Origin of the sequence: Desulfovibrio sp. SGI.230 (genome assembly GCF_050313065.1) — a bacterium.
Classification (GTDB): Bacteria; Desulfobacterota; Desulfovibrionia; order Desulfovibrionales; family Desulfovibrionaceae; genus Desulfovibrio.
Genome location: NZ_JBNPKS010000017.1, coordinates 17,076 through 30,021 on the forward strand (window position 1 = coordinate 17,076; position 12,946 = coordinate 30,021).

General features: G+C 61.5%; 12 protein-coding genes and 2 tRNA genes. 6 read left to right on the top strand and 8 right to left on the bottom strand.

Features of this window, described 5'->3' with window-relative positions:
* Window positions 1-70: 70 nt before the first annotated feature.
* Genes mraY through ACQRAG_RS10925 form a run of 7 tightly spaced genes read right to left on the bottom strand, consistent with a single transcriptional unit; the run spans window position 71 to window position 7,953 of the window.
* On the bottom strand, window positions 71-1,147 hold the full coding sequence (gene mraY, locus ACQRAG_RS10895) for a phospho-N-acetylmuramoyl-pentapeptide-transferase (RefSeq protein ID WP_168935448.1): 1,077 nt from the start codon (window positions 1,145-1,147) through the stop codon (window positions 71-73).
* Window positions 1,148-2,569, bottom strand: a complete 1,422-nt coding sequence (locus tag ACQRAG_RS10900; RefSeq protein ID WP_168935449.1) for a UDP-N-acetylmuramoyl-tripeptide--D-alanyl-D-alanine ligase — start codon at window positions 2,567-2,569, stop codon at window positions 1,148-1,150.
* On the bottom strand, window positions 2,560-4,014 hold the full coding sequence (locus ACQRAG_RS10905; protein ID WP_168935450.1) for a UDP-N-acetylmuramoyl-L-alanyl-D-glutamate--2,6-diaminopimelate ligase: 1,455 nt from the start codon (window positions 4,012-4,014) through the stop codon (window positions 2,560-2,562). Before ACQRAG_RS10905 ends, ACQRAG_RS10900 begins: the two co-directional genes overlap by 10 nt.
* Before the next feature lie 2 nt (window positions 4,015-4,016).
* On the bottom strand, window positions 4,017-6,149 hold the full coding sequence (locus tag ACQRAG_RS10910) for a penicillin-binding transpeptidase domain-containing protein (RefSeq protein WP_239465071.1): 2,133 nt from the start codon (window positions 6,147-6,149) through the stop codon (window positions 4,017-4,019).
* 27 nt (window positions 6,150-6,176) lie between these two features.
* Window positions 6,177-6,497 (bottom strand): hypothetical protein, encoded by a 321-nt coding sequence (locus tag ACQRAG_RS10915; RefSeq protein ID WP_168935452.1) that lies wholly within the window; start codon window positions 6,495-6,497, stop codon window positions 6,177-6,179.
* Window positions 6,494-7,498 (bottom strand): 16S rRNA (cytosine(1402)-N(4))-methyltransferase RsmH, encoded by a 1,005-nt coding sequence (rsmH, locus tag ACQRAG_RS10920; RefSeq protein WP_204674773.1) that lies wholly within the window; start codon window positions 7,496-7,498, stop codon window positions 6,494-6,496. The genes ACQRAG_RS10915 and rsmH overlap by 4 nt, the downstream gene beginning before the upstream one ends.
* Window positions 7,499-7,506: 8 nt before the next feature.
* Window positions 7,507-7,953, bottom strand: coding sequence for a division/cell wall cluster transcriptional repressor MraZ (locus ACQRAG_RS10925; protein WP_168935454.1), 447 nt, complete (start codon window positions 7,951-7,953; stop codon window positions 7,507-7,509).
* A 279-nt stretch (window positions 7,954-8,232) separates the two neighbouring features.
* On the opposite strand from ACQRAG_RS10925, the gene pyk reads away from it, so the two are divergent.
* The 6 genes from pyk (at window position 8,233) to ACQRAG_RS10955 (ending at window position 12,622) form a co-directional block, all read left to right on the top strand.
* Complete coding sequence (gene pyk / locus ACQRAG_RS10930) at window positions 8,233-9,651, top strand: pyruvate kinase (RefSeq protein ID WP_168935455.1); 1,419 nt, start codon at window positions 8,233-8,235, stop codon at window positions 9,649-9,651.
* 189 nt (window positions 9,652-9,840) lie between these two features.
* Window positions 9,841-9,915, top strand: a tRNA-Gln gene (locus tag ACQRAG_RS10935).
* Window positions 9,916-9,932: 17 nt separating this feature from the next.
* Window positions 9,933-10,009: transfer RNA gene (locus ACQRAG_RS10940), tRNA-Glu, on the top strand.
* 127 nt (window positions 10,010-10,136) lie between these two features.
* Complete coding sequence (locus tag ACQRAG_RS10945; RefSeq protein ID WP_427804122.1) at window positions 10,137-10,571, top strand: very short patch repair endonuclease; 435 nt, start codon at window positions 10,137-10,139, stop codon at window positions 10,569-10,571.
* Between the two features lie 25 nt (window positions 10,572-10,596).
* Window positions 10,597-11,700, top strand: coding sequence for a DNA cytosine methyltransferase (locus ACQRAG_RS10950; protein ID WP_427804107.1), 1,104 nt, complete (start codon window positions 10,597-10,599; stop codon window positions 11,698-11,700).
* Window positions 11,687-12,622 (top strand): DUF4928 family protein, encoded by a 936-nt coding sequence (locus ACQRAG_RS10955; RefSeq protein ID WP_427804108.1) that lies wholly within the window; start codon window positions 11,687-11,689, stop codon window positions 12,620-12,622. The genes ACQRAG_RS10950 and ACQRAG_RS10955 overlap by 14 nt, the downstream gene beginning before the upstream one ends.
* Before the next feature lie 26 nt (window positions 12,623-12,648).
* Here ACQRAG_RS10955 and ACQRAG_RS10960 read toward each other — a convergent pair whose 3' ends face one another.
* Entirely contained in the window at window positions 12,649-12,903 is a 255-nt protein-coding gene (locus ACQRAG_RS10960; RefSeq protein WP_427804109.1) for a type II toxin-antitoxin system RelB/DinJ family antitoxin, read from the bottom strand.
* Window positions 12,904-12,946 lie beyond the last annotated feature (43 nt).

The following is a 12,946-nucleotide window of genomic DNA, read 5'->3' on the forward strand; positions in this document are numbered from 1 at the left end:
CGGCAGGCACGGCGGACAGGATAAAAAACGGCGAGCGGGCCCCGGCCTCATGCAGCCGGAGCCCTCGCCATCAGCGCAGTTTCAGTACCGACAGGGCCACCAGCCCCAGCAGTGCGGACGTGATCCAGAACCGGATGATGATCTTCGATTCCGGGATGCCCTTCAGTTCAAAGTGATGATGCAGGGGCGCCATGCGGAACAGGCGTTTGCCGCCTGTCCAGCGGAAGTAGCTCACCTGCATGATGACCGACAGGGTCTCGGCCACGAACAGACCGCCCACCACGGCCAGGATGAGTTCCTGCTTGCAGAGCAGGGCCAGATAGCCGAGCACGCCGCCCAGGGCCAGCGAGCCCACATCGCCCATGAAGACCTGGGCCGGATAGGCGTTGAACCACAAAAAGCCCAGCCCCGCGCCTACCAGGGCCGCACAGAACACCGTGACCTCACCGACGCCCGGCGTATAGGGCAGCAGCAGATAATTGGCGAAGCGGGCATGGCCCGTCACATAGATGAAGATGGCGAAAACGATACCGGCCACGATGCAGGGCCCGATGGCCAGACCGTCCAGACCGTCGGTCAGGTTGACGGCATTGGACGAGGCCACCATCACGAAGACCCCGAACGGCAGATACAGGGGACCAAGGTCAGGAGCCCAGTCCTTGACGAAGGGGATGCTCAGCTGGCTGGAATAGCCGGGATCCGTGACCAGGAAGAGCATGGCCACCACGGCCACCGCCAGCTGGCCCGCCAGCTTGGCCCGGCCGCTGATGCCGCGGTTTTCGGCATGGCGCAGCTTGGTCATGTCGTCCCAGAAGCCCACGGCCGCAAAGCCCCAGAACACCAGCAGGGTCTGCCAGATGTAGAAATTGCCCAGATCCGCCCACAGCAGCAGGCTGACCGTGAGGCTGAAGAGCATCAGCAGGCCGCCCATGGTGGGCGTGCCTTCCTTGCAGGCATGGGCCGTCACTTCATGCAGGATGTGCTGGCCGCATTTGAGGCGACGCAACCAGGCGATGAACCGGGGACCCAGCAGGATGGAGAGCACCAGGGCCGTGATGAGCGCGGCCATGGAACGGAAGGTGATGTACCGGAAAACATTGAGCGCCGTCCATTCGGACGCCCACGGTACCAGCAGGTTATACAGCATCTACAGACTCTCCGTACGGCTGCCGGGCAGCCAGTCGCTCTGCTCCAGAGCTTCAAGCAATTCTTCCAGATGGTTGCCGCGCGATCCCTTGAAGAGCATGAGGCCCCCCTGCTCTCCCGTCTCGGCGGGAAGATGTTCACGCAGGGCCTGCACGAAGGCCTCGCCGGAATCCACGGGCAGGAACTTGCCCGTGTACAGCCCGTGCTCCAGGCCGTCCCGCACGGCATCGGCATGGCCGCCGCGCCAGAAGACCAGCACAGGACGCAGCTGGGCCAGATGCCTGCCCAGACGTTCATGCTCCCTGTCCGCCACGCTGCCCAGTTCGCGCATCTCGCCCAGCACCACCACGAAAGGCCGTTTCTGGGCGCTTTCCGCCGCGGCGTCAAGCATGCGGGCCATGGAAAGCGGGTTGGCATTGTAGGTATCGTCCACGATGTCCCAGTTGCCGCGACGACTGCGGGCAAAGCGCTGCGGCGGCAGCTGCGCGTCGGCGAAACCGGCGGCGATCTCCTCGGCGGTCAGGCCCAGCATGTGGGCGGCGGCCGCCACGGCGATGCAGTTCTCGGTACCGTAATCGCCGCGGAAAGGCGCGATAACGTCACAGGGACGGCCGTCCAGCCACAGGCGGTACTGCCCGTGCACCCCATCGCTACACCCGGCATAGGCCGCACGATAGGAGAGCGGACGCCCGCTGGCCGTGAAGAAGAGCACGTCGCCGAACACGGCCCGCGCCTCGCGGACGAGGTCGTCATAGTCGGCGCTCACGAGGGCCTGGCCTTCGGGGGCCAGATGGGCCAGAAGACGGGACTTGTGCCAGGCCACGCCGCGTTCTCCCAGCCCCTCGGTATGGGCGGCGCCCACGTTGAGGATCAGAGCCAGATCGGGCTGGAGGATGGCGCCCAGCTCGTCCATGTCGCCCTCGTGGCTGATACCGGCCTCGAAGACCCAGAAGTCCTCGTCCCCGTCGGTCTTGAGCATGCACAGGGGCATGCCCACCTGATTGTTGAGGTTGAGGGCATTGCAGGCGGTCTTGCCGCGCCGCGACAGCACATGGGCCAGCAGTTCCTTGACCGTGGTCTTGCCCGCGGAGCCGGTGATGCCCACCACCCGGGCAGAGGACTTGCCGCGCCAGAGGGCGGCCACGGCGCCCAGGGCGCGCACCGTATCCTGGACCAGCAGGACAGGCACGGACAGGCCTTCCAGCGGGCGGGAAGCCAGCACGGCCACAGCGCCCTGCTCCACGGCACGGGCGGCATAATCATGGCCGTCCACGCGCTCGCCGGCGATGCAGACGAACAGGCTGCCGGCCACGGCCTCGCGGCTGTCCGTGACGACCGAGGTGACCGTCACGCTGCCGTCGGTCACCTTCACATCCCGGGCACAGCCCAGACAACGAACGATTTCAGCAAGATCTAGGCGCACCCCAACAGCTCCCGCACCACTTCCTGATCACTGTAGTGATGTTTGGTGCCCTGAATGATCTGATAATCCTCATGGCCCTTGCCGGCGATCAGCAGGGCATCATCGGGACCGAGCATTTCCACGGCCTTGGCCGTTGCCTTGCGGCGGTCCACTTCCACGACGACTTCCCTGGCTTCGCGCAGGCCGGGCAGCACATCCTTGAGGATGGCTTCCGGGTCCTCGAAACGGGGATTGTCCGAGGTCAGCACGGCCACGTCGGAATAGCGGGCCACGGCTTCGCCCATGATGGGGCGCTTGGTGCGGTCACGGTTGCCGCCGCAGCCGAAGACCGTGACGATGCGCTTGAAACCGGCGCCGCGCAGGGCCTTCAGGACGTTGACCAGCGCGTCCGGCGTGTGGGCATAGTCCACGAAGACGTGCAGCTTGCGGGCATTGGGAACCCGCTCCAGACGGCCGCACACACCGTGGAAGTCTTCCAGATGGCGCAGATCGTCCGGCATCAGGCCCAGCTCCAGGGCCAGGGCCTGCACGGAGAGCAGGTTGGAGGCATTGAAGGCCCCCACCAGCGGCGAGCGCAGTTCCCACTGCTGGCCGTCCAGATGCATGCGCAGATGGCAGCCGTCCGTACCGGCGGACAACAGCTCGCCCCACAGATGACGCTGCTGCGGGAGCGCCTTCTGCAGGCCGAAGGACAGGGCCCGCGGGCACAGCTCCAGCAGGCGGCGGCCCCAGGGATCATCGCCGTTGATGGCCATGACCTTGTCGGCGCGGGGCAGTTCCAGGAACAGACGGGACTTGGCCCGGAAATAGCTTTCCATGTCCTGGTGGAAATCCAGATGGTCCTGGGTCAGGTTGCTGAAGGAGGCCCCGGCAAAGGGCACCCCGCAGACGCGCTGCTGTTCCAGGGCGTGGGAAGAGACCTCCATGACGGCGATGTCCACCCCGGCCTGCGCCATGGCCGCCAGCATGGCGTGCACGCGCAGGGGATCGGGCGTGGTCAGGGGCGCGGCCTCGCAATGGCCGGGCCAGCGGTAGCTCACCGTGCCCAGCACGCCCACCTTGTGTCCGGTGGCCGTGAACAGATGCTCCAGCAAATAGGCGCTGGTGGTCTTGCCGTTGGTGCCGGTGACGCCCAGCACGCGCAGCGGCAGGCTGCCGGTATGCCAGCGGGCCTCGGCCAGACGCCACAGGGCCTCGCGGGGATCGTCATGATGGACCACCGTGCAGCCCGCGGCACGGGCGGCCTCGGCTTCGGCCCCTCCGGGCAGGCAGACGATGGTGGACGCACCGGCCTCCACGGCCGGCGGGATGAAACGGGCGCCGTCAGCATTGACCCCGGGGACAGCCACAAAGATGTCCCCCTTGCCGACCTCACGCGAGTCGGAGCGGATCTCCCCTCCCTCACGGCGCACCTTGTCGAGCAATTGTTCGAATTCGCGATTCACGGTTACCTCTCCGAGAGCCACAGAATGTAAGTGACGTTTTCTCCTTCCTTGGGCCAGGCCGTGCCCGGCGGCGGGCTCTGCCTGACCACGCGCGTGCCGGTCCCCTTGAGCTCCGGCACGATCCCGGCGCGGGCAAAAAGTTCCACGGCGTTGCGCACCGTCTTGCCCTTGACGTCGGGGACCCGGCTGGAGGCCTTGGCCAGATGGCCGGGCTGCTGCATGGACGGCGGACGGCTGGTCTGGACGTCTTCCTTGGCCAGGAAGGGCACATCCAGACGCGAAAGCTTGAGGCCGCGCTGACGGCCCTTGTCCTTGTCCGGCTTGTCGTCCTTTTCCGCCTGACTGGTGGCATCAGGCACGATGGCGCCGCTGTAGGTGATGGCGCGCGAGGCGATCTCGCGGAACACGGGCGCGGCCACCACGCCCCCGTACTGGTTCTTGGTGGGTTCGTCCACCAGCACCACGATCAGATAGCGGGGATTGTCGGCGGGCAAAAAGCCCACGAAGGAGGCCAGACGCTTGGCGCCGTAGGAACCCGCCTTGTGGTCGGCCTTCTGGGCGGTGCCGGTCTTGCCGGCCACTTCCACCCCTTCGATGCGGGCCCGCTTGCCGGTACCGTCCTTTTCTTCCACCACGTCGCGCATCATGCCCATGACCTCACGGCAGACGCGCTCCGAAAAGATGCGCTCGTAACGCTGTTCCACATTGACCTGCTCGCGCAGCAGGCGCAGCGGCTTGTAGACACCATTGTTGAGCAGGGTCAAGTAGCCCTGCGCCATCTGCAGGGCCGTGACGGATACGCTCTGCCCGAAGGAGGCGGACATGAGGTCGGCCTCGCTCCAGGAGCGGGGCTGGCGCAGGATGCCCCGGCTGTCGGCCACGGGCACGCAGGTGCTCTCCCCGAAGCCGAGAGCGCGCAGGTACTTGTAGAGCGTGGGCGAACCCAGCTCCAGACCGATCTTGGCCATGCCGATGTTGGAGGAATAGCGCAGCACCTTGTGCGCGGGCAGCACGCCCTGCCGCGAGGTGTCGCGGATGGTCACCTTCTTGATCTCCCACTTGCCGTTCTCGCAGTCGATGGCCGTATTGCGGTTGATCTTGCGCTCCTGCAGGGCCGAGGCCATGACGAAGGGCTTGAAGGTGGAACCGGGTTCCAGGGCGTCGGAGGCCAGCCGGTTGCGGTAGATCATGGGGCTGGACTGCCGGTAGGTATTGGGATTGAAGAAGGGATACTGCGCCCAGGCCAGGATGTCGCCGCTGGGCACATCCACCACCAGGGCCCCGCTCCAGCGGGCATCGAAGTCCCGGGCGGCACGGGCCACGGCTTCTTCGGCGATGAACTGCAGCTGCACGTCCAGCGTCAGCATCAAGTCCTCGCCGCGGAGCTCGTCCTTGCCTTCTTCATGCAGGTAAAAACGGCGACCCATGGCGTCGCGCTGCACCACCATGCGGGTGGGCGTGCCCGCAAGACGGTCGTCCAGCGAGCGTTCCAGGCCTTCCAGGCCTTTGTCGTCCACGCCCACGAAGCCGAGCAGCTGCCCGGCCAGATGCTTGAAAGGATAGACGCGGTCGTATTCCTTGGAAAGGCCGATGCCGGGCAGGCCCGCCTTGCGCACGGCCTCGGCGGTGTAATCGTCCACCTTGCGGCGCACCCAGACGAAACGGCGCTTGGTCTTGGAAAGCTCGTCATAGAGCTTTTGCGGTTCGATGCCGAGGATGGGCCCCAGCGTGTTGGCCATGGTCAGGAAATCCTGGATCTCCTGCGGCCGGGCATAGACGGAACGGGCCTCCACGCTGCGGGCCAGCACCTGCCCGTTGCGGTCCATGATCATGCCGCGCTTGCCGGTGACCAGCTCCGTGGCCATATGCTGGCGGCGGGCCTTGTCGGCCAGGCGCGGGCCCTCGATCATCTGCAGATACCAGGCACGGCCCCACAGGCCCAGCCACAGGACGCAGAAGATGGCCACGACAGCGGCAATGCGGGCCTTGCCCCAGTCCACCCTGTCGACCCAGCTCAGGCCCCTGTTCTTGGGCGCAACAGAAACACGCCGGGCCCCACCGCTGCGTACGGTACGCGATGCGGTACGGCCCGGACGACGTTTCTTGTCTCCGGTATCGGATGAGAATTTGAACATGCGTCCCCCGCTTGTGATGCTTGCCGGCTAGTGCGCTTCCATACGCCGGACCTGCCCCGGCTTCGGCTCCTTCATGCCGATCTCCTCCGCCTTGCGGCGCAGCTCGTACGGGGAAAGAAGGCGCTCCCGCTCCACTTCCAGCTTGGCGCGCAGGGCCTTGCGTTCCTGCAACTTGTTCTGGGCGATATTGATGAAGTAGGTGGTATCGATGCGCTCGATATTGCTCCAGACCAGGATCAGGCACATGGTCATGCAGGCCAGCAGTCCCAGCGCCAGCAGGAGCAGCCAGCTTTTGGTCTGGACCTTGCCCTGTCCGCGGAACGGCAGCCCGACCGACAGCTTCTTCATGAAACCGCCTCGGCTATTTTCTCCACGGCCCGCAGTTTGGCGCTGCTGGCACGCGGATTGACGGCCAGCTCGTCATCGTCGGCCTGCACGGGCTTTTTGTACAGGATCTCGACTTCCGGCACATGGTGGCACACGCACACCGGCACATGCCGGGGGCAACGGCAGCCCTCGGCCCAGTAGCGCATGGTCTGCTTGACCATGCGGTCTTCCAGGGAATGGAAGGAAATGACCGCCAGACGGCCGCCCAGGGACAGACGGCCCAGGATGGCATCAAGGAAGCGGCGCAGCTCGCCCAGCTCGTCGTTGACGGCCATGCGCAGGGCCTGGAAGGTGCGCGTGGCGGGATGGCGGCGGGCCTTGGCACGCCACGCGGGCGGATAGGCCTTCTCCACCAGGGCCGCCAGCTGGGCGGTGGTATCGATGGGGCTCTTCTGGCGGGCATCCACGATGGCCCGGGCTATGCGCCCGGCCTGCGGCTCCTCGCCCAGGGTGGCGATGCATTCCTTGAGGCGGTCGAAACTTTCGCGATTGACCCAGTGCCAGGCCGAAGGCGCGCCGGAATGCTGGTCCATGCGCATGTCCAGGGGCCCGTCCCCGTAAAAGCTGAAGCCGCGCTCCGCCTCGTCCAGCTGCAGGGAGGAAACACCGATATCCAGCAGCACGGCGTCGACCTTGTCCCAGCCCAGGTCGTCGAGGGCCTCCTCGAACTGGCTGTAGCGGCAATGGTAGGTATGGACGCGCCCACCAAAAGGCTCCAGCCGGCGCCGGGCCAGTTCCAGGGCTTCCTCGTCCCGGTCCAGGGCGCAGAGTTCCGCCTGGGGGGCCGCCTGCAACATGGCAGAGCTGTGCCCGGCCATGCCGAGCGTGCCGTCCAGGATGCGCACGGGGCGATCCCTTCCGGCATCCAGCACGGGCTGCAGGGCCGCAAGGGTTTCCTTCATCAGGACAGGGATGTGCAGATCAGCCGCATTTCGTTCCTGTCCCTGCTGCTGCATGGTCATGCTTACCTCTAAAGAGCTATATCAAGATGACAGGCCGCCACTTCATCGCTGACGTCTTCCACCAGCAGGGCATCGAAGCGGGCCTGATCCCAGATCTCGAACTTGTCCGCCATGCCCACCAGTACCACGTCCTTTTGCAGACCGGCGGCACGCATCAGGGGCTGCGGGATACGTATGCGGCCCTGCGCATCGGGGACCATCCTCTGCGCAAGACCGAGCAACTTCGTTTTGACGTGGGAAAGCTTCATGGAAGGGAGGGGGACGCTGTTCAGCTTTTCGACGATGGCTTCCCAATCCGCAGGCATGTAGGCCTTGAGGCCTCCGTACAGACCTATGGTCAGCCAGAAGGAACCATCCCCGGCGGCCAGCAGGGCATCCCTGTACTCTGGCGGCAGCAGCAGACGGCCCTTGGCGTCAAGATTGCGATATGCGCTCTGGATAAACAGATTTGCCACCGATCCACCACCTGTCGCCCACTATTTACCACGTTTTCCCACTTATGCCCCACCCTTTCCCCCGCTGTCAAGCGAACATGACGGGACGGTGACAATCATGTGATTTTGTTTGTCAATTATTCCAATGGGCTGCCTGGGACTCGGGGCGGGGCGTCCCCGCCCGCCCGCACGCTTCCTGCCGCTTGACAAGCCGCAGGAAAGCCCGGATAGTTTTTTCTGGACATACAGCTTTATGAGAGAACATCCGTGCCCCCGCACGGGTATGAAAGGAATAAAGATATGAGAACCAAGATCGTCGCCACCATCGGCCCGGCTTCCAATTCCAAGGAAAAGCTGCGTCAGCTCGTCGAAGCGGGCGTCAGCGTCTTCCGCCTGAACTTCTCCCACGGTTCGGCCGCGGATTTCGTCCGTATCATCAATGATATCCGTGAAGTGGAAAAGGAGCTGGACAAGCCCATCACCATCATGCAGGACCTGTCCGGCCCCAAGATCCGTCTGGGCGTCGTGCAGGAAAAGACCATCCAGGTCACCAAGGGCATGCAGCTGCTGCTGGGCCTTTCCGACCAGCGCACCGATGAGATGCCCTTCCTGCCCTTCGACCATCCCGAGATCCTGGAGACCCTGGAGCCCGGCGACCGCATGGTGCTGGCCGACGGCGGTCTGCAATTCACCGTGCAGCAGAGCCGCCCCGACGGCCTGGTGCTGCTGGAAGCCAACAACAGCGGCATTGTGACCTCGCGCAAGGGCCTGGCCCTGCCCGGCAAGGCCACCAAGGTGCGCGCCCTGACCGAAAAGGACAAAAAGGACCTGAGCGACGGTCTGGCCCTGGGCGTGGACGCCGTAGCCATCTCTTATGTACAGACGGCTGACGACGTGCGCGAAGCCAAACAGCTCATCGCCGCCTCGGGCCGCCGCGTGCCCGTGGTGGTCAAGCTGGAGCGCCAGAACGCCGTGGACAACCTGGACGAGATCCTGAAGGAGACCGACGTCATCATGGTGGCGCGCGGCGACCTGGGCGTGGAATGCCCCCTGCCCCTGCTGCCCGCCCTGCAGAAGCGCATCATCCGCGCCTGCAACGCCATCTCCAAGCCGGTCATCGTGGCCACGCAGATGCTGCTCTCCATGGTCAACAGCCCCGCCCCCACCCGCGCCGAGACCACGGACGTGGCCAATGCCGTGCTGGACGGCGCCGACTGCGTGATGCTCTCCGAAGAGACCGCCATGGGCAACTTCCCGGTGGAGACCGTGCAGTACATGCGCAAGATCACCGACGAGGCGGAGAAGCTGCTGGTCAATGACCGCAAGCTGGAAGAACCGGCCGCGGACAAGGGCATCCCCGAGTTCCTGGCCTACTCCGCCTGCCTGCTGGCCGAGAAGGCCCACGCCAAGGCCATCGTCTCCCACAGCCTCAGCGGTGCGTCGGCCCGTCAGGTCTCCTGCCGCCGTCCTCCCCAGGACATCTACGCCCTGACCCCCGACCCGGTGACCATCAAGGCCCTGAACTTCGTCTGGGGCGTGCATCCCGTATTCGTCGCCGATCCGGCCAGCGATCCCAGCCACCTGAGCCGCGCCGAAAACTTCATCCACAACTGCCCGGACTTCCTGCCCAACGAATGCGCCGTCATCACCGCCGGCCAGCTCAAGGGCTCCACGGCTACCCCGCGCGGTACCAACCTGGTCAAACTCTACTGGAAGTAAGGCTGCCGTAACGGCATCACCTGCCATCCCCAAGGCCGTCCCCATCGGGACGGCCTTTTTTTACACCCAAAAGGCACATATCAACATGCTAAAATAATTTATCTTTTTATTTTTATCAAAAAAATATCCACTTTTTTCATTTTTTTGTTTGACAAGAGGGCCGGTTTTGCGTAGGTTCCATTTTCGCGATGGGCTGTCGTTCAATTGGCAGGACGGCGGATTCTGGCTCCGCTAATCAAGGTTCGAGTCCTTGCAGCCCAGCCATCACAACTTCATAGCGCGTCCCCATCGTCTAGCCGGCCCAGGACAACGGCCTTTCACGCCGTCGACAGGGGTTCAAATCCCCTTGGGGACGCCAAAGAAATCAAGCCCTTACGAGAAATCGTGAGGGCTTTTCCATAGTGGGGCAAATCTGCCCCACAATCTTCCCCACAGATTTTGAAAAATTTGATATTTTACGGCAGTTATGTAGAATAGTATTTGGAATGGACAGGGTAAGCTCGGAAAGACGCAGTTGGATCATGGCGCAGGTGAAAGGTAGCGACACAAGGCCAGAAAAAATAGTACGCTCCCTCCTGCATCGCATGGGCTACCGTTTTAGACTTCACAGAAAGGATCTTCCCGGCAATCCCGATATTGTTTTGCCAAAGTTTCACACGGTAATTTTTGTGAATGGTTGTTTTTGGCACCGTCATCCAGGCTGCAAGCGGGCTTCGACTCCTGCAGTCAATGTCGCCTATTGGCAACGCAAGTTTGAGCGAAACGTGGCTCGGGACGCGCAATGCAAGGCGGCTTTGGAATGTCTCGGTTGGCGTGTTCTTGTTATTTGGGAGTGCGAGCTTAAAGATATGGCGACACTTTGCGAGCGAATATCCAAATTTTTGGGAGAGGTTGTCGACCTCCACGAAATATGCCTTTGAACTGCAACATGTCTCAGAGATAGCCATGCACACCACGATTATGCCGTTCCACAATGATGTCAGGCCGCCATTTCTTGACTTTTTTGCGGGCAGCGGGCTTGTGAGTCATGCTTTGAAGCCGTATTTTTGTGAAGTTTGGGCAAATGACATCTGCCCCAAAAAGGCCGCTATTTTTGCTGCCAACCAGCCGGGAGAACCCTTTCAACTTTGTTCCATAACTGACATAGATGGCAGAGAACTTCCTGCAAGCGTTCTTTCGTGGGCCAGTTTCCCCTGTCAGGATCTGTCATTGGCAGGAGCCGGAAAAGGCATCAGAGGCAAGCGAAGCGGACTGGTATGGGAGTGGCTGCGCGTTATGGACGAAATGCCTCAGCGCCCGCCTATCTTGGCGGCAGAAAACGTGCTGGGATTAGTGTCTTCCAATAACGGCATTCACTATCGCGAACTCCACTTGGCCTTGGCGGAAAGAGGCTATCAGATCGGTGCAATGTTGCTTGATGCAGTATATTGGCTGCCTCACTCCCGTCCCAGAATTTTTGTCGTTGCTGTAGACAGACGCATTTCCATCCCTGAAAAACTTTTGGATGCTGCTCCCAGCTGGATTCACCCGGCGACAATTCGCAAGATTGCGGTCGGGTTGCCCCACTGGATTTGGTGGCGCTTGCCTGCCCCTGAAAAACCTAGAGCCAAACTTTCCGAAATAATCGATTATTCCATCCCCTGTCAGGATATTCAAACAAGCGAAAAAAATTTAGCCATGATTCCGCCGGTACATAAGCAACTGCTTAACCAATGCGGACTTACAGCAGTACCTGGCTATAAACGGGTTAGGAATAAAAGGCAGGTGCTGGAACTGCGTTTTGATGATGTTGCGGGATGTCTACGAACTCCCAGCGGCGGCAGCAGCAGGCAATATCTTGTGATCAAGGTTGGCGGGAGATGGCGAACACGCATTCTTAGCCCGCGCGAAGCTGCCCGACTCATGGGCGCACCCGAAACTTTTCAGCTCCCCGGCACATTCAACGACGGCTATAAGGCTATGGGCGACGCTGTAGCCGCCCCGGTAGCCGCTCACTTGGCAAGGCACCTTCTTTCCCCTCTTGCGGAGGCCTGTTATGACCTTACTTGAGCAAACCCTGACCAAATTTCGCGATGACTGGTCGCTGAAAAGCAAAGGGCAGCTGGCCGTCATGCTTCACATCACCAGGCTGGCCATTGAAAATGGTCTTCCAATTGATTTGAAAGCCCTCCGAACCGATAAGGAAGGACAAGTCAGGGGGCTTGGCAAGAGCCGTGTACAGAATATCCTGAAAGAACACGGCATAGACCGTATACTTGCTGAGGAAGGGGGCCGAACCAGTCGAGGGAGTCTGGGTACTGCTGCAACCTACGCGGAATTTCTGAACGTCCTCGCCCAGACGCGCGAGATAGATCTGCGCGCCATCGAGGCATGGTGGATATCCCGCGTTCGGGATTATTTCAGCGGCAAACCGTTTACCCTAAAATTTGATCCCGGAAAATCACTGCAATCCATCATCGCGGATTTGTTGGCTCAAGCCATGAAAAGGCAGAAAGACAATCCCGGCACAACGTATGCCGGTACATTATTGCAACATCTTGTCGGCGCTAAACTTGATCTGATTTTACCTGAAGAAAAACGTCCCGAGCACTTCGGCGCCAACGTAGCTGACGGCCCGACGGCTCGGGCGGGAGATTTTGTTTTGGACGAGATAGCCATCCATGTGACCACAGCGCCGACAGAAGCTCTTATTCACAAATGCCAAGCCAACATTGATGCCGGGATGCGTCCCATCATCGTCACCATTGCCGAAAGTCGGGCAGGTGTCGAGTCCATAGCAAAAGGATTCACGCTCGAAGGGCGTATTGAAGTTATTGAGGCCGAACAATTTATAGCGACAAATATTCTTGAATGGAGTCATTTTGTTGAAAATTCAAGGCGTGAGGAGGCGGTGCGGCTTATTTCGCGCTATAATGAACTTGTTCAAAAAGTTGAAACTGATCCTAGTTTACAAATTAGTATAGGGAAATAATTTATATTGCAATTTCTAACAAAAGCTCACTGTAGCTCATGTTCCTGTCCCCTGCCGCTGTTCAGTTCGGCAACCACCGTGCGCAGGCGACGCATATTCGTTTCCCCATAGAAAGGATCGCGCGGGGCGGCGATCTCAAAGGGAATGCGGCGTTCGCGCACGATAGTACGGGCAAAGATATTGACGGCCGTGGAAGGCGTCATGCCGAATTCGGTACATATGGCGTCAAACTGCTGCTTGAGTTCCGCATCCATACGGACATTGAGTGTTGCCTGTGTCATAATAGCCTCACGTTGTCGTTTTTTCTCTGTACGTTGTCAGCAT